General features: G+C 70.4%; 21 protein-coding genes. 10 read left to right on the forward strand and 11 right to left on the reverse strand.

Annotation, left to right across the window (positions count from 1 at the left end; genetic code table 11):
* Window positions 1-17: 17 nt before the first annotated feature.
* Together EHF44_RS24505 and pdhA are read right to left on the reverse strand one after the other, a co-directional pair.
* Window positions 18-998: an alpha-ketoacid dehydrogenase subunit beta gene (locus EHF44_RS24505; RefSeq protein ID WP_124686270.1), complete on the reverse strand. Its 981-nt coding sequence runs from the start codon at window positions 996-998 to the stop codon at window positions 18-20.
* Window positions 991-2,082, reverse strand: a complete 1,092-nt coding sequence (gene pdhA, locus EHF44_RS24510; RefSeq protein WP_124686271.1) for a pyruvate dehydrogenase (acetyl-transferring) E1 component subunit alpha — start codon at window positions 2,080-2,082, stop codon at window positions 991-993. Before pdhA ends, EHF44_RS24505 begins: the two co-directional genes overlap by 8 nt.
* Window positions 2,083-2,333: 251 nt before the next feature.
* Between pdhA and EHF44_RS24515 the strand changes: the two genes are divergently transcribed.
* From EHF44_RS24515 to EHF44_RS24535, 5 genes are all read left to right on the forward strand, one after another.
* Window positions 2,334-3,209: a TauD/TfdA dioxygenase family protein gene (locus EHF44_RS24515; protein WP_124686272.1), complete on the forward strand. Its 876-nt coding sequence runs from the start codon at window positions 2,334-2,336 to the stop codon at window positions 3,207-3,209.
* Between the two features lie 53 nt (window positions 3,210-3,262).
* Window positions 3,263-4,288, forward strand: coding sequence for an ABC transporter substrate-binding protein (locus EHF44_RS24520; RefSeq protein ID WP_124686273.1), 1,026 nt, complete (start codon window positions 3,263-3,265; stop codon window positions 4,286-4,288).
* A 1-nt stretch (window position 4,289) separates the two neighbouring features.
* Complete coding sequence (locus EHF44_RS24525) at window positions 4,290-5,144, forward strand: ABC transporter ATP-binding protein (protein ID WP_124686274.1); 855 nt, start codon at window positions 4,290-4,292, stop codon at window positions 5,142-5,144.
* A complete protein-coding gene (locus EHF44_RS24530; RefSeq protein WP_124686275.1) occupies window positions 5,141-6,010 on the forward strand; it encodes an ABC transporter permease in 870 nt (289 codons plus the stop codon). The genes EHF44_RS24525 and EHF44_RS24530 overlap by 4 nt, the downstream gene beginning before the upstream one ends.
* 67 nt (window positions 6,011-6,077) lie before the next feature.
* A complete protein-coding gene (locus EHF44_RS24535) occupies window positions 6,078-6,845 on the forward strand; it encodes a class I SAM-dependent methyltransferase (protein ID WP_124686276.1) in 768 nt (255 codons plus the stop codon).
* Here EHF44_RS24535 and EHF44_RS24540 read toward each other — a convergent pair whose 3' ends face one another.
* The gene (locus tag EHF44_RS24540; RefSeq protein WP_124686277.1) at window positions 6,846-8,072 is read right to left on the reverse strand and encodes an MFS transporter; all 1,227 of its coding nucleotides are present in this window, start codon (window positions 8,070-8,072) and stop codon (window positions 6,846-6,848) included.
* 202 nt (window positions 8,073-8,274) lie between these two features.
* Between EHF44_RS24540 and EHF44_RS24545 the strand changes: the two genes are divergently transcribed.
* Both EHF44_RS24545 and EHF44_RS24550 read left to right on the forward strand, forming a co-directional pair.
* Entirely contained in the window at window positions 8,275-9,042 is a 768-nt protein-coding gene (locus tag EHF44_RS24545) for an IclR family transcriptional regulator (protein ID WP_124686278.1), read from the forward strand.
* A 346-nt stretch (window positions 9,043-9,388) separates the two neighbouring features.
* On the forward strand, window positions 9,389-10,639 hold the full coding sequence (locus tag EHF44_RS24550; RefSeq protein ID WP_124686279.1) for a GGDEF domain-containing protein: 1,251 nt from the start codon (window positions 9,389-9,391) through the stop codon (window positions 10,637-10,639).
* A gap of 18 nt (window positions 10,640-10,657) precedes the next feature.
* Here the strand turns inward: EHF44_RS24550 and EHF44_RS24555 are convergent, their stop codons facing one another.
* Genes EHF44_RS24555 through EHF44_RS24570 form a run of 4 tightly spaced genes read right to left on the reverse strand, consistent with a single transcriptional unit; the run spans window position 10,658 to window position 14,656 of the window.
* Window positions 10,658-11,710, reverse strand: coding sequence for a VWA domain-containing protein (locus EHF44_RS24555; protein WP_124686280.1), 1,053 nt, complete (start codon window positions 11,708-11,710; stop codon window positions 10,658-10,660).
* Window positions 11,707-12,708 (reverse strand): DUF58 domain-containing protein, encoded by a 1,002-nt coding sequence (locus EHF44_RS24560; RefSeq protein WP_124686281.1) that lies wholly within the window; start codon window positions 12,706-12,708, stop codon window positions 11,707-11,709. Before EHF44_RS24560 ends, EHF44_RS24555 begins: the two co-directional genes overlap by 4 nt.
* A complete protein-coding gene (locus tag EHF44_RS24565; protein WP_124686282.1) occupies window positions 12,686-13,699 on the reverse strand; it encodes an AAA family ATPase in 1,014 nt (337 codons plus the stop codon). The genes EHF44_RS24560 and EHF44_RS24565 overlap by 23 nt, the downstream gene beginning before the upstream one ends.
* A 12-nt stretch (window positions 13,700-13,711) precedes the next feature.
* Complete coding sequence (locus EHF44_RS24570) at window positions 13,712-14,656, reverse strand: S1C family serine protease (protein WP_124686283.1); 945 nt, start codon at window positions 14,654-14,656, stop codon at window positions 13,712-13,714.
* A gap of 73 nt (window positions 14,657-14,729) precedes the next feature.
* Here EHF44_RS24570 and EHF44_RS24575 point away from each other — a divergent pair, with 73 nt between their 5' ends.
* The gene (locus EHF44_RS24575) at window positions 14,730-15,797 is read left to right on the forward strand and encodes a VWA domain-containing protein (protein ID WP_124686284.1); all 1,068 of its coding nucleotides are present in this window, start codon (window positions 14,730-14,732) and stop codon (window positions 15,795-15,797) included.
* A gap of 69 nt (window positions 15,798-15,866) precedes the next feature.
* Here the strand turns inward: EHF44_RS24575 and EHF44_RS24580 are convergent, their stop codons facing one another.
* The gene (locus EHF44_RS24580) at window positions 15,867-17,288 is read right to left on the reverse strand and encodes an aldehyde dehydrogenase family protein (protein ID WP_124686285.1); all 1,422 of its coding nucleotides are present in this window, start codon (window positions 17,286-17,288) and stop codon (window positions 15,867-15,869) included.
* 102 nt (window positions 17,289-17,390) lie between these two features.
* On the opposite strand from EHF44_RS24580, the gene EHF44_RS24585 reads away from it, so the two are divergent.
* Window positions 17,391-18,311 carry a LysR family transcriptional regulator gene (locus tag EHF44_RS24585; RefSeq protein ID WP_124686286.1) on the forward strand — a complete coding sequence of 307 codons (921 nt, stop codon included), beginning with the start codon at window positions 17,391-17,393 and terminating at the stop codon, window positions 18,309-18,311.
* Window positions 18,312-18,517: 206 nt separating this feature from the next.
* On the opposite strand, the gene EHF44_RS24590 is transcribed toward EHF44_RS24585, so the two are convergent.
* Both EHF44_RS24590 and EHF44_RS24595 read right to left on the reverse strand, forming a co-directional pair.
* Entirely contained in the window at window positions 18,518-20,857 is a 2,340-nt protein-coding gene (locus tag EHF44_RS24590) for a cytochrome P450/oxidoreductase (RefSeq protein WP_124686287.1), read from the reverse strand.
* Between the two features lie 27 nt (window positions 20,858-20,884).
* Entirely contained in the window at window positions 20,885-21,865 is a 981-nt protein-coding gene (locus EHF44_RS24595; protein ID WP_124686288.1) for a Bug family tripartite tricarboxylate transporter substrate binding protein, read from the reverse strand.
* A 101-nt stretch (window positions 21,866-21,966) separates the two neighbouring features.
* Here EHF44_RS24595 and EHF44_RS24600 point away from each other — a divergent pair, with 101 nt between their 5' ends.
* Window positions 21,967-22,773, forward strand: coding sequence for an IclR family transcriptional regulator (locus EHF44_RS24600; RefSeq protein ID WP_124686289.1), 807 nt, complete (start codon window positions 21,967-21,969; stop codon window positions 22,771-22,773).
* Window positions 22,774-22,776: 3 nt separating this feature from the next.
* Here the strand turns inward: EHF44_RS24600 and EHF44_RS24605 are convergent, their stop codons facing one another.
* The gene (locus EHF44_RS24605) at window positions 22,777-23,484 is read right to left on the reverse strand and encodes a glutathione S-transferase N-terminal domain-containing protein (protein WP_124686290.1); all 708 of its coding nucleotides are present in this window, start codon (window positions 23,482-23,484) and stop codon (window positions 22,777-22,779) included.
* Window positions 23,485-23,513 lie beyond the last annotated feature (29 nt).

Consider the following 23,513-nt stretch of genomic DNA (forward strand, 5'->3'; position numbering starts at 1 on the left):
CTGGTTCCCGAGCGGGCCTACGCCGCGTCCAGCGCGCGCCGCGCCGCGTCCACAATCTGCGCCACGGACGGCAGGTAGCTGTGCTCCAGCCGCGCCAGCGGCACCACGGTGTCGTAGCCGGTCACGCGCTGCACCGGCGCGCTGAGCGAGTAGAGCCCGGCATCGGCCAGGTTCGCGGCAATCTCGGCGCCCACGCCGGCCGTGCGCGGCGCCTCGTGCACGATCACGCAGCGGCCGCTCTGCGCCACCGATTCGAGGATGGTCTCCATGTCCAGCGGCTTCAGCGTCGCCACGTCGATGACGGCGGCCGAGATGCCGTCGTCGGCCAGCTGGTCCGCGGCGGCCAGCGTCTCCTGCACCATGGCGCCCCAGCTGACCAGCGTGATGTCGCTGCCTTCGCGCAGCGTGAAGCATGCGTCCAGCGGCAGTGCCGCGCCGTCGTCGGCCACCTCCTGCCGGAACAGCCGGTAGAGCCGCGTCGGCTCGAAGAAGATCACCGGGTCGGGGTCGCGGATCGCGGCCAGCAGCAGCCCGTAGGCCCGCGCCGGCGACGACGGCATGACCACGCGCAGGCCGGGGATATGCGCGAACAGCGCCTCGGGGCTTTCGGAGTGATGCTCGGGCGCGTGGATGCCGGCGCCGCTGGGCGCGCGCACCACCAGCGGACAGGTGAGCCGCCCGCGCGTGCGGTGCCGCAGGTGGCCGGCGTGGTTCAGGATGTTGTCGATGGCCGGGTAGATGAAGCCCGCGAACTGGATCTCGGCCACGGGCTTGAGACCCATCGCCGCCATGCCGATGGCCGCGCCGACGATGCCGCCTTCGGCCAGCGGCGTGTCGATGACGCGCGCCTCGCCAAAGCGCGCCTGCAGGCCGACCGTCGAGCGGAACACGCCGCCGTTGACGCCGATGTCCTCGCCCAGCAGCACCACGTCGGGGTCGTGCGCCAGCGCGTGGGCCAGCGCCAGGTTCACCGCTTCCACGAGATGGAGTTCAGCCATGATCGGTCTCCGTGGCGGGGGCGGCGTAGCGCCGGGCGGTATCGAGCTGGTCGGCCAGCGCGGCCGGCAGCGTCTCGTACAGGCAATCGAACATCGCGGTGACGTCGGGGTGGGGCAGGTCCAGGTACGCCTGCACCGCCGCGCCGACGGCCGCCTGGGTCTCGCGCACCAGCGCCTCCTCGCGCGCGGCATCCCACGCGCCCACGCTGGCCAGGTAGTCGCGCAGCCGCTTGATCGGCTCCTGCCGCCAGGCTTCCTTGACGGTGGCCTCGTCGCGGTAGCGCGACGCGTCGTCGGCCGTAGTGTGGTCGCCCAGCCGGTACGTGACGGCCTCGATCAGCGCCGGCCCCGCGCCGTCGCGCGCCCGTTCGATGGCCGCGCCCGCGCGCTCGCGCACGGCGATCACGTCGTTGCCGTCCACCTGTTCGCCGGGAATGCCGGCCGCGATGGCCTTCTGCGCCAGCGTGGCCGCCGCCGTCTGCCGCGCGCGCGGCATCGAGATGGCCCACTGGTTGTTGTTGATGACGATGACCAGCGGCACCTGCCACGCGCCCGCCATGTTCATGCCTTCGTAGAACGCGCCGTTGGACGTGCCGCCGTCGCCGATGATGCAGACGGCCACGCGCGGCTGCTGGCGCAGCTTGAACGCATAGGCCACGCCGGCCGCATGGCCCACCTGGGTGCCAATCGGCACGCAGTTGCCAAAGTCGTGCGGCACCGCCGCAAAGCCGCTGCCGCGCTCGTCGCCGCCCCAGTACAGCAGGCTCTCTGTCATCGTGACGCCACGCACGAACTGCGCGGCGTGGTCGCGGTACGACGGGATCAGCACGTCGTCCGCCCGCATCGCCATCGCCACGCCCACGCCAATCGCCTCCTGCCCGAGCGCCGACGCAAACGTGCCGATCTGGCCCGTGCGCTGCATCGCGATGGCCTTCAGGTCGAACTGCCGGGTGAGCACCATGGCGCGATAGAGCGGCAGCAGCGCGGCCGGGTCGCGGGCAAAGTCGGGAAGGTCGGGGGCAGGGCTGCCCTCGGGGGAGAGGTAGCGGGTAAATCCAATGTCAAAGCGCGCAACAGTGCCCATGTGATGGTCCCCTTGTGGTTCGCTGTGTCCTGTGCGGCGCAGCATCTTGTGGACGCTGCTGCCTTCGACTATAGGGCAGGAATCCGGGGAGGGGGTGTGCGGTGGCGCACGGGCTGGGGACGGCCGAGGCTCAGCAGCAGGGCGCCCATATGCGCTCCCCGCATATCGCCCCGCTTTTTTGTTCGTTGTCTGCGGTGCTGCGCGTCCCTACAGTGCAAGGCTTGTGCTTGCCCCCAGGAGCCGATTCCGCCATGACCGTTGCCGTAGCCACCCGCCAGGATTTCGAGATTCGCCCGCTGGGTGCCGCGCTGGGTGCCGAAGTCGTCGGGCTGGACCTGAGCCAGCCGTTGTCCGACGATGACTTCCGCCGCATCCATCGCGCGCACCTGGATCACCACGTGGTGGTGTTCCGCGACCAGCGCATCACGCCAGACCAGCAGATTGCGTTCAGCCGCCGCTTCGGGCCGCTGCAGATCCACGTGCTGCACCAGTTCCAGCTTGCCAACCATCCCGAGATCCTGATCGTGTCGAACGTGCTGCGCGACGGCAAGCCAATCGGGCTGGGCGATGCGGGCCATTTCTGGCACTCGGACCTGTCGTACAAGGAAAAGCCGAGCCTCGGCTCGCTGCTCCACGCCATCGAACTGCCGGCCGAGGGCGGCGACACGCTGTTCGCCAACATGCATGCCGCGTACGACGGCTTGTCCGACGCGCTGAAGCGCCGGGTCGAAGGGCTGACCGCCGAGCACACGTATCTGGCGCGCTACGCCGAACTGCAGCAGCGCAGCCCGTGGCGGCCCAACCTGACGCCCGAGCAGATCGCGCAGGTCCGGCCCGTGGTGCATCCCGTGGTGCGGACGCATCCCGAAACGGGCCGCAAGGCGCTGTTCGTGAGCGAGCATTTCACGACGCGGATCGTCGGCCTGCCAGAAGCGGAAAGCCGCGCGCTGCTGGACGAACTGTTCGCGCACAGCGTGCAGCCCCGGTACGTCTACCGCCACCACTGGCGCGCGCACGACCTGGTCTTCTGGGATAACCGCTCGCTGCTGCACCTGGCCGGCGGCACGCCGGACCACCTGCGCCGCGTGATGTACCGCACGACGATCGAGGGCGACACGCCGTTCTGATCTTCGCCCGCCCGTCTTCCACTCTTCCATCCCGCGTCCCCGGAGCCTTTCGCATGTCCCTGATTGCCCTTGCCACCACCTTTTCGCGCCGCGCCACGCTGGCCGTGCTGACCGCCGGCTTGGCCCTGTCCGGCACCGCGCACGCGGAGGGGCGCATCCGCATCGCCGAGCAGTTCGGCGTGGTGTACCTGCTGCTCAACGTGGCGCGCGACCAGCAACTGATCGAGAAGCACGGCAAGCAGCAGGGCGTCGATATCCAGGTGGAATGGACGCAGCTGTCGGGCGGCGCGGCCGTCAACGACGCGCTGCTGTCGGGCGCCATCGACATCGCCGGCGCCGGCGTGGGCCCGCTGCTGACGCTGTGGGACCGCACGCACGGCCGCCAGAACGTCAAGGGCGTGGCGTCGCTGGGCAACTTCCCGTACTACCTGGTCTCGAACAATCCCAAGGTGAAGTCGATTGCCGACTTCACCGACAAGGACCGCATCGCGCTGCCGGCCGTGACCGTGTCGGTGCAGTCGCGCGTGCTGCAACTGGCGGCGGCCAAGCAGTGGGGCGACAAGGAATTCAACCGGCTCGACAAGTGGACCGTGGCCGTGCCGCACCCCGATGCCGCGGCGGCGATCATCGCCGGCGGCACGGAAATCACGGGCCATTTCGGCAATCCGCCGTTCCAGGAGCAGGAACTGGCCGGCAACCCGAACGCGCACATCGTGCTGAGTTCGTACGACGTGCTTGGCGGGCCCAGCTCGGCCACCGTGCTCTACGCCACCGAGAAATTCCGCAACGACAATCCCAAGACCTACCGCGCCTTCGTTGACGCGCTGGCCGAGGCGGCCGCCTTGGCGACCAAAAACCCCGAGGCCGCCGCCGACCTGTACATCCGCGTGAACAAGGCCAGGATCGACCGTGCGCTGCTGGTCAAGGTGCTCAGGAATCCGCAGGTGCAGTTCAAGATCACGCCGCAGAACACGTTCCCGCTGGCCGCGTTCATGCACCGCGTGGGCGCCATCAAGAACCAGCCGAAGTCCTGGCAGGACTACTTCTTCCAGGATGCCGCCACCGCGCAGGGGAGCTGACATGGCCGAGGCCCATCCCGCCGGCACGCGCCTGCGCGTCGTGCCCCAGCCGCAGCCGCTGCTGGAAGTCGACCACGTATCGCTGGAATACCGCACGCCGCAGCGCGTGGTACGGGCCACGCACCAGGTCAGCTTCGACGTCCATGCGGCCGACCGCTTCGTGCTGCTGGGGCCGTCCGGCTGCGGCAAGTCGACGCTGCTGAAGTCCGTGGCCGGGTTCGTGCCCGCCGCCGAGGGCGAGATTCGGCTCGACGGCCGCCGCGTGCAGGCGCCCGGGCCGGACCGCATCGTCGTGTTCCAGGAGTTCGACCAGTTGCCGCCGTGGAAGACGGTGCGGCAGAACGTGATGTTCCCGCTGCGGCAGGCGCGTGGCTTGTCGAAGGCGGAGGCGGCGGACGTCGCCATGCACTACCTCGACAAGGTCGGGCTGGCCGCGTTTGCCGATGCCTTTCCGCACACGCTGTCGGGCGGCATGAAGCAGCGCGTGGCCATTGCCCGGGCGCTGGCCATGCGGCCCAAGGTGCTGCTGATGGACGAGCCGTTCGCGGCGCTGGACGCGCTGACGCGGCGGCGCATGCAGGAAGAACTGCTGGCGCTGTGGGACGATGCCGCGTTCACGCTGCTGTTCGTGACCCATTCGATCGAGGAAGCGCTGGTGGTTGGCAGTCGCATCCTGCTGCTGTCGCCGCATCCGGGCCGTGTGCGCGCCGAGCTGAACAGCCACCAGTTCACGCTGGCCAGCCAGGGCAGCGCCGAATTCCAGCTGGCGGCGCAGCGCATCCACGCGATGCTGTTCGAGACGCCGGCCGATGCCGCGCCGGCCGTTGCCATCCCCAATGCGAGGCACGGATCATGACCACCGCTCATCCCGCACTGCGTCCGGAGTACGAACGGGCGCTCGAACCGTTTACCGCCGTGCCGGTGTCGCGCGCGCTGCCCTGGCCGCGCCGGCTGTGGCAGCAGGGGTGGCTGCGCAAGGCCGTGATCCTGGCGCTGCTGGCGCTGGCGTGGGAAATCATCGCCCGCATCCAGGACAACGACCTGCTGCTGCCGACCTTCCTGTCGACCGCGCGCGCGTTTGCCGACGCCATCGTCAGTGGCGAGCTGCCCGGCAAGGCGCTGGTGTCGCTGTCGATCCTGCTGCAAGGCTACGCGGCCGGCGTGGCGCTGGCGTTCGTGCTGACCACGCTGGCCGTGTCCACGCGCGCCGGGCGCGACCTGCTGGACACGCTGACGGCGATGTTCAACCCGCTGCCGGCCATCGCGCTGCTGCCGCTGGCGCTGCTGTGGTTCGGGCTGGGCACCAAGAGCCTGGTCTTCGTGCTGATCCATTCGGTGCTCTGGCCGCTGGCGCTGAACACCTACGCCGGGTTTCGGGGCGTGCCCGAGACGCTGCGCATGGCCGGGCGCAACTATGGCCTGCGCGGGCTGCGCTATGTGGTGCTGATCCTGGTGCCGGCCGCGCTGCCGGCCATCCTGTCCGGGCTCAAGATCGGCTGGGCGTTCGCGTGGCGCACGCTGATCGCGGCGGAACTGGTGTTCGGCGCGTCGTCCGGCAAGGGCGGGCTGGGCTGGTACATCTTCCAGAACCGCAACGAGCTCTACACGGACCGCGTGTTCGCGGGGCTGGCGACGGTGATCCTGATCGGGCTGGCCGTGGAAGGGCTGGTGTTCGCCACGCTGGAGCGCGTGACCGTGCGCCGCTGGGGCCAGCAGCACTGACGCGGAAGCCCCAGGTTGCTGCGGCGCGTCTTGTCGATGCCATGCGCCCGGCGTATCGTGACGGGCCATGACGACCCTCCATCCTGCCGCGGCCCAGGGTTTCTCGACCCAGGCCGACACCTACGCCCGCGGGCGTCCCGACTATCCCGAAGCGCTGGGCCACTGGCTGCGCGACACACTGGGCGTGGCGCCCGGCGCCACCGTGGTGGACCTGGGCGCCGGCACCGGCAAGTTCACGCGGCTGCTGGCGCCATCGGGCGCCAGCGTCGTGGCGGTGGAACCGGTGGACGCCATGCGCGCCCAGCTTTCCGCCCGCCTGCCCGACGTCCGCGCCCTGGCCGGCAGCGCCGAATCGATGCCGCTGGCCGACGCCAGCGTCGACGCCGTGGTCTGCGCGCAGGCGTTCCACTGGTTCGCCAACGCCGCCGCGATGCGGGAAATCCATCGCGTGCTCAAGCCGGGCGGCCGGCTGGGCCTGATCTGGAACGTGCGCGACGAAGCCACGCCATGGGTGGCGGCGCTGACGGCCATCATGACGCCCTACGAGGGCGACGCGCCGCGCTTCTACCAGGGTGACTGGAAGCGGGTGTTTCCGGCGCCGGGCTTCGGTCCGCTGGCGCTGGCGCGCTTTCCGTACACCCACACCGGCGCCCCGGCGCAGGTCATTGTCGACCGCGTGATGTCGGTCAGCTTTATCGCGTCGCTGCCGGCCGTGGAGCAGGACGCCGTCCGCGCCCGCCTGCAGGCAGTCATCGACACCGACCCGGCGCTGCGGGGCCGCGACGTGGTGGCCTTTCCGTACAGCACCGAAGCGTACTGCTGCACGCGGGAGTAGTCAGGCCGCCGGGGCCAGCCGGGCCCGGTAGCGGGCGGCCAGCACCTGGCTCAGCCCCAGCGCCAGCACCGCGCTGAGCGCGGCAAACAGGTAGACGGTTGGATAGCCGCCCTGCTTGGCGATGAAGCCGGCCACGGGGCCGGTCAGGCCCAGCGCGAAGTCCAGGAACAGCGCATAGGCGCCCAGCGCCGACCCCCGGTTGGTGGCCGGCACGCGCTTGACGGCCTCCATGCCCAGCGCCGGGAACACCAGCGAGAAGCCGAAGCCCACCACGGCCGCGCCGGCCAGCGCCTGCCACGGCGCGTGGGCCATCCAGATGATCGCCAGCCCGGCCGCTTCCACCGCGAACGACACCAGCGCCACGGGATAGCCGCCGAACTTGCCGATGGCATCGGCCATGACCAGCCGGGTCAGCACAAAGCAGACGCCCAGCGCGGTCAGCGCCAGCGCCGCGTTCTGCCAGCCGTGGCTGGCGTAGTAGAGCGTGATGAACGCGGTGATCACGCCAAAGCCGACCGAGCCCAGCGCCAGGCACAGCCCGAACGGCGTCATCGCGCGGAACACGCGGCGGAAGGGCAGGCGGTCGCCCTTGAGGATCGGCACCGGCGCGCGGTGGCGCGCCAGCAGCAGCGCCGCGCCGGCCACCAGCGTGGTCACCACGCCAATGGCGGCCAGCCCGCCCCAGTGCGCCAGCACCACGCCCACGGGCGCGCCCACGGCCAGCGCGCCGTACGTGGTGATGCCGTTCCACGAAATCACCTTGGCTGTATGGCGCGCACCGGCGCTGCCGATGCCCCAGGCAATCGTGCCGGTCGTCACCAGGCTCTCGCCGGCGCCGAGCATCAGCCGGGCCGCCAGCAACCACGCCAGCCCGATCCAGTCCGTGCCGGCGCACAGCGCGGCCACCAGCGTCAGCAGGCCGCTGCCGGTGACCAGCGCCAGGCCGGTCAGCACCGAGCGCTTGGGGCCCTGCGTGTCGCACAGGGTGCCGGCCCACGGCCGGCTCAACAGCGTGGCCAGGTACTGGATGCTGACGGCCAGCCCGGCCAGCACGGCGCTGTAGCCCAGGTCGCCGTGGACGAACCCCGGCACGACCGCGATGGGCAGGCCCACCGCCAGATAGGCAATGAAGTTGAAGGCAACAACGGAAAGGATGCGGCGGGTGACGTCGCCGGTTTCGGCTTCGCCATGCGGCGGCGTGGCCGGCAAGGAACTGGGGGCGGACATTGGGTGATTCGGAGGGCGCTGTGTGGGCCGGGGTATCGCCGAACCTGTACGACGACTCAGGGAAAACCCGGAAGGCGCCATGATACGGCAATGCAGCAATTTGCGTACGCCCGATACCGCCGGGTGGTCCGATTGACAACACTTTGGCCGTTCTATACGGTGGACGCCCGTTCCGATTGGCCTGCCGCCCATCCCTGCATCCATGCCACGCAAAGCCGCCCAGCTCTCCGAAGCCGACAAGCACGCCGCCGAGGGAGGCGCCGTGGCCGTGGACCGGGCGCTGTTCGTGCTGTCCGTGTTCCGCGAGGGCGATACGTCACTTGGCCTGGCCGAACTGGCCCAGCGCAGCGGCCTGTACAAGAGCACGCTGCTGCGGCTGCTGGCGTCGCTGGAACATGCGCGGCTGATCCAGCGGCTGGCCGACGGCCGGTATGCGCTGGGCGCCGAGATCGCCCGGCTCAACGCGGTCTACGCGGCGTCGTTCTCGCTGGAGCAGGTGGTCATGCCGGCGCTGCGCGAACTGGTGCGGGTGACGCGGGAATCGGCCGCGTTCCACGTCGAGCAGGGCGAACACCGGCTGTGCCTCTACCGCGTGGATTCGCCCCAGCCGGTGCGCGACCACATCCGCGCCGGCGACCTGCTGCCACGCAACCGCGGCGCGGGCGGCCGCGTGCTGCGCGCGTTCGCCGGCGCCCGTGGCGAGATCTACCAGAAGATCCGCGACGAAGGCGTGATCGCGCTGGTGGGCGATCGCAGCCCCGATATCGCCGGCGTCTCGGCCCCGGTCTTCGGCCCCAACGGCGAACTGAAGGGCGCCCTGACGCTGACCTGTCCCACGCCCCGCTTCAGCAACGCCTTCCGCCAGCAGGTGCTGGACGCCGCCCGCGCCCTGACGCGCACGCTGGGCGGCCGGTTTCCGGAGGTGGTACCGGGCGAGGCGGAGGTGGAGGGGCGCGCGGAGGAGGATTGATTTTTTTCTCCACGATTGACCGCAGGCAGGCTCCCCTCTCCCGCCTGCGGGAGAGGGGCTGGGGGTGAGGGCCGGCGGTTCTGCCGCGACAGGTTGGCATCTGGACCTCCATGCCCTCACCCCCGACCCCTCTCCCGCGCGCGGGAGAGGGGAGCAAGACATCGGCCGGCCACCCCCACCACACCACCCGCCACCCCCGGCTTGCCGGGGGTGCGCCGCGGCGCCGGCGCGGGCTATGATGCGTGTTTTGCCTCGTTTCAATCCGGCGTTTTCGCGGCCTGCCCTTTGCGGGTTAACGTGGATAACGGCAGCCGCCCCCGGTAGCTTTAAGAGGAAACCGATTCCCGTGCACCTGGCTCAGCAGACGATTCTGGTCGTCATGATGGTGGTGTTCTCCAGCACGCTGGTCATGGCGGCGGGGCTGGTGCTCGCGCTGCGCGCGAGTGCTGCCGGCCGGCTATGGGCGGTGGGGCACGTGGTGGCGTCGGGTGCCGGGCTGGTGGTGGCGGCCAGCGCGGCCGAGGGCTCGCTGCATCTGGCGGCGCTGGGGGCCGGCGCCTACCTGATCGGCCGGCTGACGATCTATCGCGGCGTGCGCGTCTACTACGGGCTGGCCGACCACGCGGTGCCGCTGCGGGTGACTGGCCTGGCCACGCTGGCGTTGCTGCTGCTGGTCAGCGGCCTGGCCGACGCCCGGCTGCTGCTGCACGGCGTGGCCTACGGCATGCTGGCGATGATCTCGTTCAGCACCATCGTGACGATGCTGCGGGGCCGCCGCGGCCGCACCAGCATCGGCGGGCCGCTGGTGCTGGCGTCGCACCTGGTCCTGCTCGGCTCGCAGGTGGCGGCGCTGAGCTACGGCGCGGCGTTCAAGGGGCTGGCGATCACGCCGTTCTTCCTCCAGACCAGTACATCCGTGTGGCCGCTGGCGCCGCTGGTGGCCGTGCTGCTGGGCCTGTTCGGCTTCAGCCTGATGGCGATGGAGCAGATCATCGCCCGCAACGAAAGCGGCGCCCGGCTGGACGCGCTGACCGGCCTGCTCAACCGCGGCGCGCTGGACATGACGGCCATCGGCCTGGTGGCGCGCTGGCAGCGCGACGGCGACCCGCTGTCGTGCCTGGTGATCGACGTCGATCATTTCAAGCGCGTCAACGATCGCCACGGTCATCACGCCGGCGACCAGATTCTGCGCGACATTGCCGCCGCGCTGGACAACTCGCGGCGCGCCTCCGACATCGCCGCGCGCTACGGCGGCGAGGAATTCTGCATCCTCTGCCCGCATACCGACGAACACCAGGCCACGGCGCTGGCCAACCGCATCCTGCGCAAGGTGCGCGCCATCGCACTGCCCGACGGCGATGGCCCCGGCTGCGGTCATGCCAGCGTCAGCATCGGCATCGCCCAGTTGCAGGGCGGTGCGTCCAGCCGCGAGGCGCTCTGGCGCGGGCTGTTCGCCGATGCCGACCGCGCGCTTTACATGGCCAAGAAGCGGGGGCGCGACCAGTTCGTGCTGGCCTCGCACATGCGTCCCGAGCCCGACACGGCCGACACCGCGCTGCCGGTGGCGGGCGAGTCAGACTGCATCACGCCGGCCTGAGCCACGGCGCCCGCGCCGCTACAGCACCCGGCCGAACCACCACATCGACAGCAGCGCGGCGCAGGTGGCCAGCAAGGCCCCCAGCGCGGCGAAGAACGCGGTGACCTCCACCTGGTCGCGCTTGCCGTAGCTGAGCCGGGCGTTGATGGCCCGGTAGATCGACTTGAGCCGCGACGCATCCTCCAGCCGGAAGTACTCGGCGCCGGTGACATCGGCCACCTGCTTCAGCACGGGCTCGTCGAGCTTCACGCGGGCCGACATGCCGTCGGCCTTCAGCACCACGCCCTCGGGCGTGCCCACGCCCACCGTGTAGATGCGCACGCCGTGGGCGGCGGCCAGCTGGGCGGCCAGCGCGGCGCCGGGACCGGCGTTGCTCTCGCCGTCCGAGAACAGCACGATGGCGCCGGACGCGTACGACCCCGGCGCCACGCCGTCGCTGTCCGGGGTGAACGGCCTGGACTTCGGGCTGTCGTCGTTCATCAACCGCGCGGCATCGTCGGCCAGTTGCGGCATCAGCGCGGTCAGCGCAATCAGCAGCCCGTTGCCCAGCGCGGTGCCGCCCTGCGGCTGCAGCTTGTCGATGGCGGCGGCCACGTCGTCCTTGCGCCGGCTTGGCGCCTGCGCCACGGCCGCCGTGCCGGCCATCGCCACCAGCCCCATGCTCACGCCCGACGGCTGCGCGTCCAGCAGCACCTTGGCCGCGTTCTGCGCGGCGCGCAGGCGCGTGGGCTTGACGTCCGGTGCCCGCATGCTGCCGGACAGGTCGATCACCAGGATCACGGTCTCGATGCGCGACGGCAGCATCATCACGGCCTGCGGCCGCGCGATGGCGACGACGAACGCGGCCAGCGCCAGCAGCGCCAGCACCGGGGCCACGTGGCGCCGCCAGCCGGTGACGGGCTTGCCCGCCGCGCCGGTCATCCGCAGCGTGGGATATTGGGCGCGCGCGCGGCGCCGGCGCGCATCGAGCCAGACGTAGCCCGCGGCCACCAGCACCACACACGGCAGCAGCCAGAGCATGATGGGCCACAGGAAGCTGAAGACGGGCAGGCGCCCGATGGCGTCGATCACGCTGTACCCCGGTTGGCTTCGCGCGCGCCGCCAAGCCGTCGGCTGCGCTGGCGGGCAAACTGCAGCAGCGCCAGATCGAGACGGGTATCGGTGGACAGCGTCAGGCAGTCCACGCCCGCGCGCACCAGCGCCTGATGCAGCTCGGCCTCGCGCGCCTCGGCCATCGCCGCAAAGCGCTTGCGAAAGCCCCGGTCGTGCGTGTCGACGAACAACTGCTCGCCGGTCTCGGCGTCCTGCATCACTACCAGCCCCAGGTCGGGCAGCGCCCGTTCCAGCGGATCGACCAGCCGCACCGCCACCACCTCGTGCCGGCGCGCCAGCAGCGCCAGCGCCGCCTGCCAGCCCGGCGCGCTGATGAAATCGGACACGACGAAGATGACCGAGCGCCGCCGCGCCACGGCGCGTGCGCGATTGAGCAGGTCTTCCAGCCGGGTGTCGCCGGGCGCGGCGGGCGGCGTGGCGTGCATGCGGTCCAGCAGATGCAGCAGGTGCCGGCGGCCGGCGCGCGCGGGCACCACCGCCGGGCTGATGTCGGCCGCGCCGCCATAGAGCACGGTGCCCACGCGGTTGCCGTAGCGCGTCAGCAGCAGCGCCATGACCGTGGTGAAATCGGCCAGCAGGTCGCGCTTGCGCACGGTGCCGGAGCCGAAGTCGATCGATCCGCTCAGGTCCAGCAGGAACCACACGGCCACCTCGCGATCCTCCTGGTACTCGCGCACGTGCGGCACCTGCAGCCGCGCGGTGACGTTCCAGTCGATGTGGCGCACGTCGTCGCCGGGGTGGTATTCGCGCAGGTCGGCCAGATCCAGCCCGAAGCCGCGGAACAGCGTGCGGTAGTCGCCCTGCAGCAGGCCGTCCAGCCGGCGCACGACGGTCCATTCCAGCCGGCGCAGCAGCGCGTCGGTCTGGCGGGCGCCCAGGTGCGCGGCGGCCGGGCTGGCCGGTACCACGGCCAGCGGCGGCGCCTGGCGGCGCTTACCGCGCAGCAGCCCGAACATGGGATTCCATCGGCCGCTCGGGCACCGGCAGCGCCTGCAGGATGCGGGCGACGAGCTGGTCGGCCGTCACGGCATCGGAGATGGCCTCGTACGACAGCACCACGCGGTGGCGCAGCACGTCGGGCACCAGGTCGATCACGTCCTCGGGCAGCGCGTAGTCGCGCCCGCGCAGGAACGCCAGCGCGCGGGCGCCCTCGATCAGGCCGATGGTCGCGCGCGGGCTGGCGCCGAACGACACGTAGCGGTCCAGGTCTTCCAGCCCGTAGCCGCCGGGCTTGCGTGTGGCCGCCACCACGCGCACCGCGTACTGGATCAGCCCCGGGTCCACGTACACCTTGCGGCACTCTTCCTGCAGCGCCGCCAGGTGCTCGGGCGTGGCGATGGGGCTCACGGCAATGCGCGGCCCGGTGACGCGGTTGACGATGACGACCTCTTCCTCCTCGCTGGGATAGCCCACCAGCACCTTCATCATGAAACGGTCCACCTGTGCCTCGGGCAGCGGGTAGGTGCCCTCGGTCTCAATGGGGTTCTGCGTCGCCATGACCAGGAACGGCGACGGCACCGGATGCGATTCGCCGGCAATCGTCACCTGCTTTTCCTGCATCACCTCCAGCAGCGCGCTCTGCACCTTGGCCGGCGCCCGGTTGATCTCGTCGGCCAGCAGCAGGTGGGCGAACACGGGCCCGCGCACGGTGGAGAACTCGCCGGTGCCCTGGTTGTACATGCGCGTGCCGATCAGGTCGGCCGGCAGCAGGTCAGGCGTGAACTGGATGCGCTTGAACGTGCCGCTCATGGTGCGGGCGAGCGTGTTGACGGTCAGCGTCTTGGCCAGCCCGGGCACCCCTTCCACGAGCAGGTGGCCGCCGGCCAGCATCGCCACCAGCACCCGCTCCAGGAAGTGGTCCTGGCCAACCACCACGCGTTTCACCTCGTACAGCAGGCGTTCCATCAGGCTGGCGCTGTCAGGGGCGCCCCAGGATTGGTCGTTCATAGGCCTCCGCGTCTAGAAGGGTGAGGAACCAAGGGCCATGCCGGCACTTTCGATCGTGATGGCAAAGCCGATGCCAAGGAAGGTGCCGCTCGGATTCGGGTTCAGGATGGCGGTGACGATGCCCACCACCTCGCCGTTCATGTTGACCAGCGGCCCGCCCGAGTTGCCGGGGTTGGCCGCGGCGTCGAACTGGATCAGCTTGTCCAGGTTCTGCTTGCGGTCGGGCGACACGAACTGGCGGTCCAGCCCCGAGATCACGCCCGCCGATACCGATGGCCCGATGCCGAACGGAAAGCCGACGGCCACCACCTCGGTGCCCGGCACCAGCGCCTGGCTGGAGCCCAGCGTGGCGGCCGGCAGGTCGTCGGGGATCGACTTTGGCTGGACGATGGCGAGGTCTTTCTCGGGAATGGCCTGCAGCACCGATGCCTCGGACGTCTGGCCATTGTGGAAGCGCACTTCCAGGCGCGTGGCGTCGGCCACGACGTGGTAGTTGGTGATGATGGTGCCGGTCTCGGTGACCACCACGCCCGAGCCAATGTGGCGCGCTTCCGACTTGCTGGCCGGGGTGTCCTTGCCCTTGGGCGCTTCGACGATGGCCGATTCCTCGCGCGGCGACGGCGGCGTCTTTGGCGCCGCCTTGCCCTTGGCTTCGGGCTGGCCGCGCCGGGGCTTGGGTGCCGGCTTGGCTTCAGGCGGTTTCTCGGCCGGCTTTTCGGCGGCCCTGTCGGGCGCATAGCTGCGGATTTCGACCACCGATTCGCGGATGGCCTCGGCGGCGCGCGCGGTCTGCGAGGGCAGGGGTTTGGTCTGCAGGGTGTGCATCACGGCGGCGTCGATATCCGCCTGGGTGAGCTTGCGCGGGGGTGGCTGCGTGAGCCACGCGACACCGACGCCGGCGGCAAAGACCAGGGCGACGGCCATGGAAACGAACCCGTAGATCGTCACGCGTTTCATCGCTACCCCTGGTTGCCATCGCGCCGTGGAAAATACAGTACCATCCTCTTACCCACGCGCCAAGGAGCAGGGCATGCAGTTTCTCTGGCCGCAAATGCTCTGGCTGCTGCTTTTGCTACCACTGCTGGCGGCCGCCTATCTGTATCTGATCGCCCGGCGCAAGAAGGCGGCCCTGCTCTATGCCAGCCTTGCATTACCGCGCGCCGCGCTGGGCCCCGGCCAGCGCCTGCGGCGCCATATTCCCCCCGTCCTTTTCCTGCTGTCGCTTGGCGCGGCGCTGCTGGCGTGCGCGCGGCCGAGCGCCACGATCACGCTGCCGTCGGACACCATCACGCTGGTGCTGGCCATGGATGTATCGCGCAGCATGGAGGCCACCGACGTGGCCCCGACGCGAATCGCCGCGGCGCAGCAGGCCGCGCGCGACCTCGTGGTGGGGCTGCCGTCGAGCGTGCGGCTGGGCATCGTCTCGTTCGCGGCCACGGCCGCCCAGGTGCTGGCGCCGACCGAGAACCGGCAGGACATGCTCGACGCGCTGGACCGCTTTCAGTTGCAGCGCGGCACGGCCACCGGCAGCGGGCTGATCCAGGCGCTGGCCGTGCTGTTTCCAGACGACGGGATCGACCTGGAGGCCGTGCTGTTCAACGATGCATCGGTGCTGGGTGGCCGCCCGGCCACGTCGCTGGACGAGGCCGCCGCGGCCGATGCCGCCCGCAAGCGCGAGAAGCAGCGCCAGCCGGTGCAGCCGGGCACCTATCGCCACGGCGCGGTGATCCTGCTCAGCGACGGGCGCCGCACCACGGGCCCCGATCCGCTGGACGCCGCGCGCATGGCCGCGCAGCGCGGCGTACGCGTCTACACGGTCGGCTTTGGTTCGGTGCAGGGCGGCGCGGTGCCGGGCGAGCCGGTGCTGTCGTACTTCATGCAGCTCGACGAACCGGCGCTGCGCGCGGTGGCGACGATTACCGGCGGCGAGTACTTCCAGGCCGGATCGGCGGCCGACCTGAGCCGCGTCTATCGCCAGTTGAGCGCCCGCTTTGCGCTGGAACGGCGCGAGACCGAGGTTGGCGCGCTGTTCGCGGCGGCTTCCGGCCTGCTGTTGCTGCTGGCCGGCGCGCTGTCGCTGATCTGGTTCCGGCGCTGACGGGGCGCCGCCTGTGAGGAATGCCGGCGATACGGACACCCGGTCGTCATGCGCCGGGCGCCGCCGGCATCACGCCACACCGAGCACCGCCTTGGTTTCCAGGAACGCTTCGATCCCGTAAGTGCCGTATTCGCGGCCGAGCCCCGACTGCTTGAACCCGCCGAACGGCGCGGCCGGATCGTGCGCGACCGTATTGACCAGCACGCGCCCGGCGTCGATGCGGCCGGCCACCTCGCGGGCGCGCGCCGGGTCGGCCGACACCACGTACGCCTGCAGCCCGTACGGCGTGTCGTTGGCAATCGAGATGGCGTCCGCCTCGTCGCGATAGGTCAGGATCGACAGCACCGGCCCGAAGATTTCTTCGCGGGCAATCGTCATGTCGTTGGTGACGTCGCTGAACACCGTGGGACGCACGAACCACCCGGCGCCGATGCCGGCCGGCCGCCCCTCGCCGCCGGCGATCAGCCGGGCACCCTCGGCAATGCCGACGCGGATGTAGCGCTGCACGCGCTGCCACTGCTTCTCGCTGACCATCGGCCCGATCGTCGTGGCGGCGTCGCGCGGGTCGCCCGCGCGGACATCGGCCATGGCCGACACCAGGCTGGCCTCGAACGCCTTGAGCCGCGCCTGCGGCACCAGGATGCGCGTGCCGGCGATGCACGCCTGCCCGCTGTTCATGAAGCCGGCCTGCAGCGCCAGCGTCGCGGCCTGCGTCAGGTCGGCATCGTCCAGCACGATCACTGGCGACTTGCCGCCCAGTTCCAGCGTGGTCCGCTTCAGCGATTCGGCCGCCGTGCGCAGGATGCCCTTGCCAACGGCCGTGGACCCCGTGAACGACAGCTTGGCCACGTCCGGGTGCGCCACCAGCGCCGCGCCGACCGTATCGCCCCGGCCGGTGACGATGTTGAACACGCCGCGCGGCACGTCGGCCGCGTGCAGCGCCTCGGTCACCACCTGCGTCTGCAGGCCGCTCATTTCGCTCGGTTTCACCACGGCGGTGCAGCCGGCCGCCAGCGCCGCCGCCAGCTTGCCGGTGATGAAGCCGGCGTCGTTGTTCCACGGCGTAATCAGCCCGGCCACGCCAATCGGCTGCATCACCACTTCCGACGTGCCCACGCGGCGCGTGAACGGGTAGTTTTCCAGCACGGCGGCGGCGTCGCGCAGCACCTCGCTGGCATGGCGCGCCATCCACCGCGCGCGCGACGCCGGGGCGCCATATTCCTCGACGATGGCCTCCAGCAGGTCGTCCTCGCGGGCGCGCACGGCCTCGTGCATGCGGCGCAGCATGTCGACCCGCATCTGCGGCGACGTGCGCGAGAACGCCGGGAACGCGCGCCGCGCGGCGGCCACGGCCAGGTCGGCGTCCACGGCATCGGCCAGCCGGACATGGCCGATCACGGCCTCGGTGGCCGGATTGAAGAGGTCGAAGCGCTCGTCACCGTGCGGTGTGACAAAGGCTCCGTCAATGTAGATCCTGTCGATGCGATGCATGGTGTATGCCTGAGACGTGGTTGCGTTGTGACCAAGATAGGCCGTGGGCATTGTGTTGACTAGACATACAATCGTATATGTCTCGTTAAACGATTTAGGACAATGCGTACTTCGGGTCTGGGAGAGCTGGAAGCCGTGCTGGCCGTGGCGCGCCATCGCAGCTTCCGCGCGGCGGCGGCCGAGATGGGCGTGTCGACGTCGGCGCTGAGCCATGCGGTGGCCGCGCTGGAGTCGCGCATCGGCGTGCGGCTGTTTAACCGGACCACGCGCAGCGTGTCGCTGTCCGAAGCCGGCGCGCAGTTCGTGGCCAGCGTGGCGCCGGCCTTGTCGACAATCCGCGACGCCATCGACCAGGCCGGCAGCCTGGGCAGCCAGCCGTCCGGCACGCTGCGGATCAACACGTCGGCTGGCGCGGCGCACCAGGTGATGCCGGTCTTCGTCGCGTTCCTGGCGCGCTATCCGGACGTGAGGCTCGACATCGTCACCGAGGGCAAGCTGATCGACATCGTGGTGGAGGGCTTCGACGCGGGCATCCGGCTGGCCGGCACGGTGCCGCAGGACATGGTGGCCGTGCCGTTCGGCGACCGCCAGCGCTTTGCCGTGGTCGGCAGCCCGGCCTACTTCGCCAGCCATCGCAAGCCGCGCACACCGGCCGACCTGAAGGGCCACCAGTGCATTCGCAGCCGGATGCCGAGCGGCACGATCTACCAGTGGGAATTCGAGCGCCACGGCGAAACGGTGCGCCTCGACGGCCCCGGCGCGCTGACGCTCGACGACGCCGGCCTGATGCTGGCCGCGGCGCGTGCGGGCGTGGGGCTGGCCTACCTGACCGAATGGAACGTGGCCGCCGACCTGGCAGCCGGCACGCTCGTGCGCGTGCTGGAAGACTGGACGCCCCCGCTGGACGGGCTATGCCTGTACTACCCGAGCCGCCGCCATGCACCGGCGGCGCTGCGCGCGTTGATCGCGGTGATCCAGGAACATGCGGCCGGGCAGCGGAAGGGGCGGCGGGGGAGGGGGTGAGCGTGGGGGTCGGGCGGTGGGTGGACGTATTGATCTGCGCGGGTTTGCTCCCCTCTCCCGCATCGCGGGAGAGGGGCTGGGGGTGAGGGCCAGCGGTTCAAACTGCGATGGTCGCGTCTTGCGTCGCCTGCCCTCACCCCCGACCCCTCTCCCGCAAGCGGGAGAGGGGAGCAAACAACGGGACGTAGCAGGTCGTTGGTGCGCCCTCACAACGCCAACACAATCCTCCCGCCCGTTTTCGCCCGCGAGCAGCACGACATCATGCGGTCGTTGGCCTCGCGTTCGGTGCGCGTGAGCACCACGTCGCGATGGTCGATGTCGCCGGCCAGCACGCGGACTTCGCACGATCCGCACAGCCCTTCCTCGCAGTCGCTCTGCACGTCGATGTTGGCGCAGCGCAGGGCCGTCAGCAGTGTCTGGTCGGCCGGCACTTCCAGCGTCAGGCCCGAGTCCTTCAGCTCCACCGTGAACGGCTGTTCCTTTGATGGGTCCAGCGTGCCGAGCTGCGAGCTGAAATGTTCCACGCGCAGCGTGTCGGGGGGCCAGGCGGCGCAGGCGGCTTCCAGCCCCTCGATCATGCGGGCCGGGCCGCAGGCGTAGACCTGCGTAATGCCGTCGGGCGCGCCGACGATCGCGGCAAGGTCGGCGCGGCTGCCCTCGTCGCGGGCGTGTATGTGCAGGCGGCTGCCATGCAGCGCGGCCAGTTCGTCGAGCATGGCCATGGCCGCGCGCGAGCGGCCGCAGTAGTGGATCGCGTAGTCGATGCCCAGCTCGCGCGCGCGGCGCGCCATCGCGCTGACCGGCGTGATGCCGATGCCGCCGGCGATGAAGAGCGCCCGGCGGCAGCCTTCGTCGAGCCGGAAGTGGTTGCGCGGCCCGCGCACCTTGAGCCGGTTGCCGGCGCGCAGGCTGGCGTGGATCCAGGCCGAGCCGCCGCGGCTTTCCGCTTCGCGCAGCACGGCAATCTCGAACGCGCCGGCATCGGCCGGATCGCCGCACAGCGAATACTGGCGCGAGATGCCGGTGCTGCCGCATTCCACGTCGATGTGCGAGCCGGGCGACCAGCGCGGCAGCGGGCGGCCGTCGGGCGCCACCAGGCGGATGCGCAGCACGTCCTGCGCGGCCGGCGTCACCGATGCCACCACCAGCGTGCGGCCGATGTTGCCGGTGGGCTCGCCGATGCGCACCGCGTCGCGCGGTGCCAGCACGGCCGGGTTGGTGCGTTCCGGATTGCGCGCCGGGTCCCATTCGACCCACAGGTGCTCCGGCCCGCGGAACGACGTGTTCGGCACGTAGGTGAAGGTCTGCTCGGCCAGCCGCAGGTGGGGCAGGCGGCTGGTCAGTTCCTCCAGGAAGACCTGCATCTCCATGCGCGCAAGGTTCTTGCCCATGCACTGGTGCGCGCCGTAGCCAAACGTCAGCTGGTCGCTGGCGTTGTCACGGTGGATGTCGAACAGGTCGGCATCGGCAAAGTGCCGCTCGTCATGGTTGGCCGACGCGGTCATGATCAGCAGCTTGCTGCCGGCCGCGAGCGGGATGCCGCCGACCTCGGTGTCCTGCGTCACCACGCGGCGCCATGCGGCCACCGAGCCGTTGTGGCGCAGGCATTCCTCTACCGCGTTCGGGATCAGCGCGGGGTCGTCGCAGATCTCGCGCCAGACGTCGGGATGCTGCAGCAGCAGCTTGATCGCGTTGGCCGACGCATTGGCCGTGGTCTCGTGCGCGGCCACGATGCCGGCCATCATCATCGAGTGCAGGTAGGAATCGGTGACCACGTCGGGCAGTTCCTGCTGCTTGCGGATGCCGTACTGCATCCAGCCGGGGCCCGACGGGTCCGCGCGCATCTTGTCGAGGATGCGGCCCGCGAGCTGCCAGAAGTTGCCCACGGCATGGGCCACGGCCACCTGTTCCTCGGGCCTGGGCCGGCCCCAGGTGTTGACCGTGTGGGCGATGGAGTACTGGCGCAGCAGGTCCATGTCTTCCTCGGGCACGCCCAGGAAGTGCAGGGCCACGGTCAGCGGTACCTCCCAGAGCATCTGGTCGACCAGGTCGGCGCGGCCGTCGTCGATGAAGCGGTCGACGTACTCGCGCGCCAGCCGCCGTACCAGCGGCTCGTGGTGCATCAGCTCGGCCGGCGTGAACGGCTCCATCAGCGCGCGGCGGCGCGGCATGTGCGCGGGCTCGTCCTCGTTGACCAGCGTGCGGTTCATCGCATAGCCGTACGATGCCAGCACCGCGTTGGCGGCGTCGCCGGTGGGCGTGATCTTCTCCAGCGCGATGGCGGGGCTGAACGTGAGGTTGTCGCGGAAGATGGCCTTGATGTCGTCGTAGCGCGTGACCACCCAGTAGCCCAGCCGCGGGCTGTAGAACACGGGCTCCTGCTCGCGCGACCAGCGCACGTAGTCGGGCGGGTCCTGCTGGTAGCCGTCCTCGAACGGGTCGAACGCGGCGGCGTTGTGGCTGACCGGGCAGCCGTTGGGCGCGCGCAGCGCGGTGTGGTCGATCGGGCAGCCGGCGCGCGGCGCCGGCGGGGTGGGCTGGGTCATGCGGTACTCCAACGGCAATGTGGGGCGTCAGTCGAGCGAGATCTTCAGGTCGTGGATCAGGCGGGTCCAGCGCGCGGTCTCGCTGCGCAGCAGGTCGGCAAACTGGGCCGGCGTGTTGCCCACCGGCTCCACGCCAAAGTCCACCAGCTTCTTGTTGATGGCTGGGTCCCTGACCGCCGCCACCACCTGCCGGTTCAGCGTGCCGATCACGTCCGGTGGCGTGGCGGCCGGCACCACCATGCCGACCAGCGCCGCCGCTTCCACGTTCTTGTAGCCCAGTTCGGCAAAGGTCGGCACGTCGGGCAACTGCGGCAGGCGTGTGGCATTGGCCACGGCCAGCGGGCGCACCTTGGCGCCCTTGATGAAGCCGGCACCGGCCGCGTAGTCGACCATCATCGCGGGAATCTGGCCGGCGGCGACGTCGGACAGCGCCGGCGCGGCGCCGCGATAGGGCGCGTGCGTCATCGTCAGGTGCGCCTCGGTCTTCAGCAGCTCCATGGCCAGGTGGTGCGGGCTGCCGGCGCCGGCCGAGCCGTAGTTCACGCCGCCCGGCGTCGCCTTGACCTGCGCGATGAACTCCTGCGCGGTCCTGGCCTGCGTACCGGGGCCGACCACGAGGATCATCGGAAAGCGGCCCAGCAGCGTCACGGGGGCCAGATCGCGCGTGGGGTTGTAGGACAGGCTTTTGTACAGCGCGGGATTGAAGACCAGCGTGCCGTTGTCGGCGGACAGCACGGTGTAGCCATCGGCGGCGGCGCGCGCGGTTTCCGACGCGCCGATGGCGGTGTTGCCGCCCGGCTTGTTGTCCACCACCACGGGCTGGCCCACGCGGGCGGACAGCCCCTGGCCGATCGTGCGCGCCAGGAAGTCGGAGCCGCCGCCGGCCGGATACGGCACGATCCAGCGGATGGGCTTGGCGGGATAGGCATCGGCGGCCACGGCTGGCGCGGCGCCCAGCGCCATGGCAAGGGTTACGGCCAGCAGCGCGGCGGGCTGGTAGCGGGGCATCGGGTTGTCTCCTTGGTATTTGGCCGGATGGTGGTCGGCCCGTTTTGCGTAAATCATATACGCATTGCGTAATCCAGGAATGAGGGTTAACCTCCGGCCCCATGTCTACGTCCGCCGCCTCCACCCCCCGTCCCCGCGAGCGCCGCCAGCGCGTGCAGGCCGCCGAAACCGGCATGGCCGTGCTCAAGGCGCTGGCCCGCCTGGGCGGCCGCGCCAGCCTGACGGCCATCGCGGCCGAGATCGAAGAAAGCCCGGCCAAGGTCCACCGCTACCTGGTGAGCCTGGTCGAGCAGGGTTTTGTGGCGCAGGAGGCCAATACGCAGCAGTACCACCTGGGTATCGAGGCGCTGCAGATCGGGCTGGCCGCGATGCGCCAGGCCGACCCGATCCGGCTGGCCGAGGCGCCGCTGGTACGCCTGCGCGAGCGGCTGGAAGTGACGTGCTTCATCACGGTGATGGGCAACAAGGGGCCGACCATCGTACGGATCGAGGAACCGGGCCTGCCGGTGACGGTGAATGTGCGGGTGGGATCGGTAATGCCGCTGCTGTGGTCGGCCACGGGCCGCGTCTTCCTGGGCCTGCTCGACGACTCGAACGTGCAGGCGCTGGCGCGGGCCGAACTGGATGCGCTGCCGCCAGCGCAGCGCGCCGACCTGGACGCCGACGACCCGCTCGGCGTGCTGCGCGAGCCCGTGCGCGCACAGGGCTGCGCGGCGGTGCGCGATACCAACCTGAAGGGGATCAGCGCCGTGGCGGCGCCGGTGCGCGACTACACGGGCCGCGTCTGCGCGGTGCTGACCGCGCTGGGCGCCACGGGCGGCTTCGATGCGTCGCTGGACGGACCCATCGGCCGCGCCGTGCGCGAAGAGGCGGCGGCCATCAGCACGTTGCTGGGCTACGCCGCCTAGGCGTCATTCCGGACGCTTGGGGATGTTGACCGCGCGCTGCACGGCCGGGCGCGCCTCGAAGGCCGCCAGCACGCGCGACACCTCGGGGAAGTCCTGGATGCCGACGAGTTCGCCTGCCTCGTAGAACCCCAGCAGGTTGCGCACCCACGGGAACGTGGCGATATCGGCAATCGTGTAGTCGTCGCCCATGATCCACTGGCGGCCCTTGAGCCGGTCATTCAGCACGTTCAGCAGCCGCTTGGACTCCGCCACGTAGCGGTCACGCGGACGCTTGTCCTCGTAGTCCTTGCCGGCGAACTTGTGGAAGAAGCCGACCTGGCCAAACATCGGCCCGATGCCGCCCATCTGCCACATGACCCACTGGATCGTCTCGTAGCGCAGCGCCGGATCGGCGGCCATGAACTTGCCGGTCTTCTCGGCCAGGTACACCAGGATCGCACCCGATTCCCACAGCGCCAGCGGCTGGCCGCTCGGGCCATTGGGATCGATGATCGCCGGGATCTTGTTGTTCGGGTTCAGCGACAGGAATTCCGGCGAGGTCTGGTCGTTCTTGTCGAACCGCACAAGCTGCGGCTCATACGGCAGCCCCGTTTCCTCCAGCATCAGCGAGACCTTGATGCCGTTGGGCGTGTTCAGCGAATAGAGTTGCAGGCGGTCTGGGTGTTGCGCCGGCCATTTGCCGGTGATCGGGAAATCGGACAGGGCAGTCATGTGGCGGTGTCGTTTGGGCGAAAGGGGCC

Source organism: Cupriavidus pauculus (assembly GCF_003854935.1).
Taxonomy (GTDB): Bacteria; Pseudomonadota; Gammaproteobacteria; order Burkholderiales; family Burkholderiaceae; genus Cupriavidus; species Cupriavidus pauculus_C.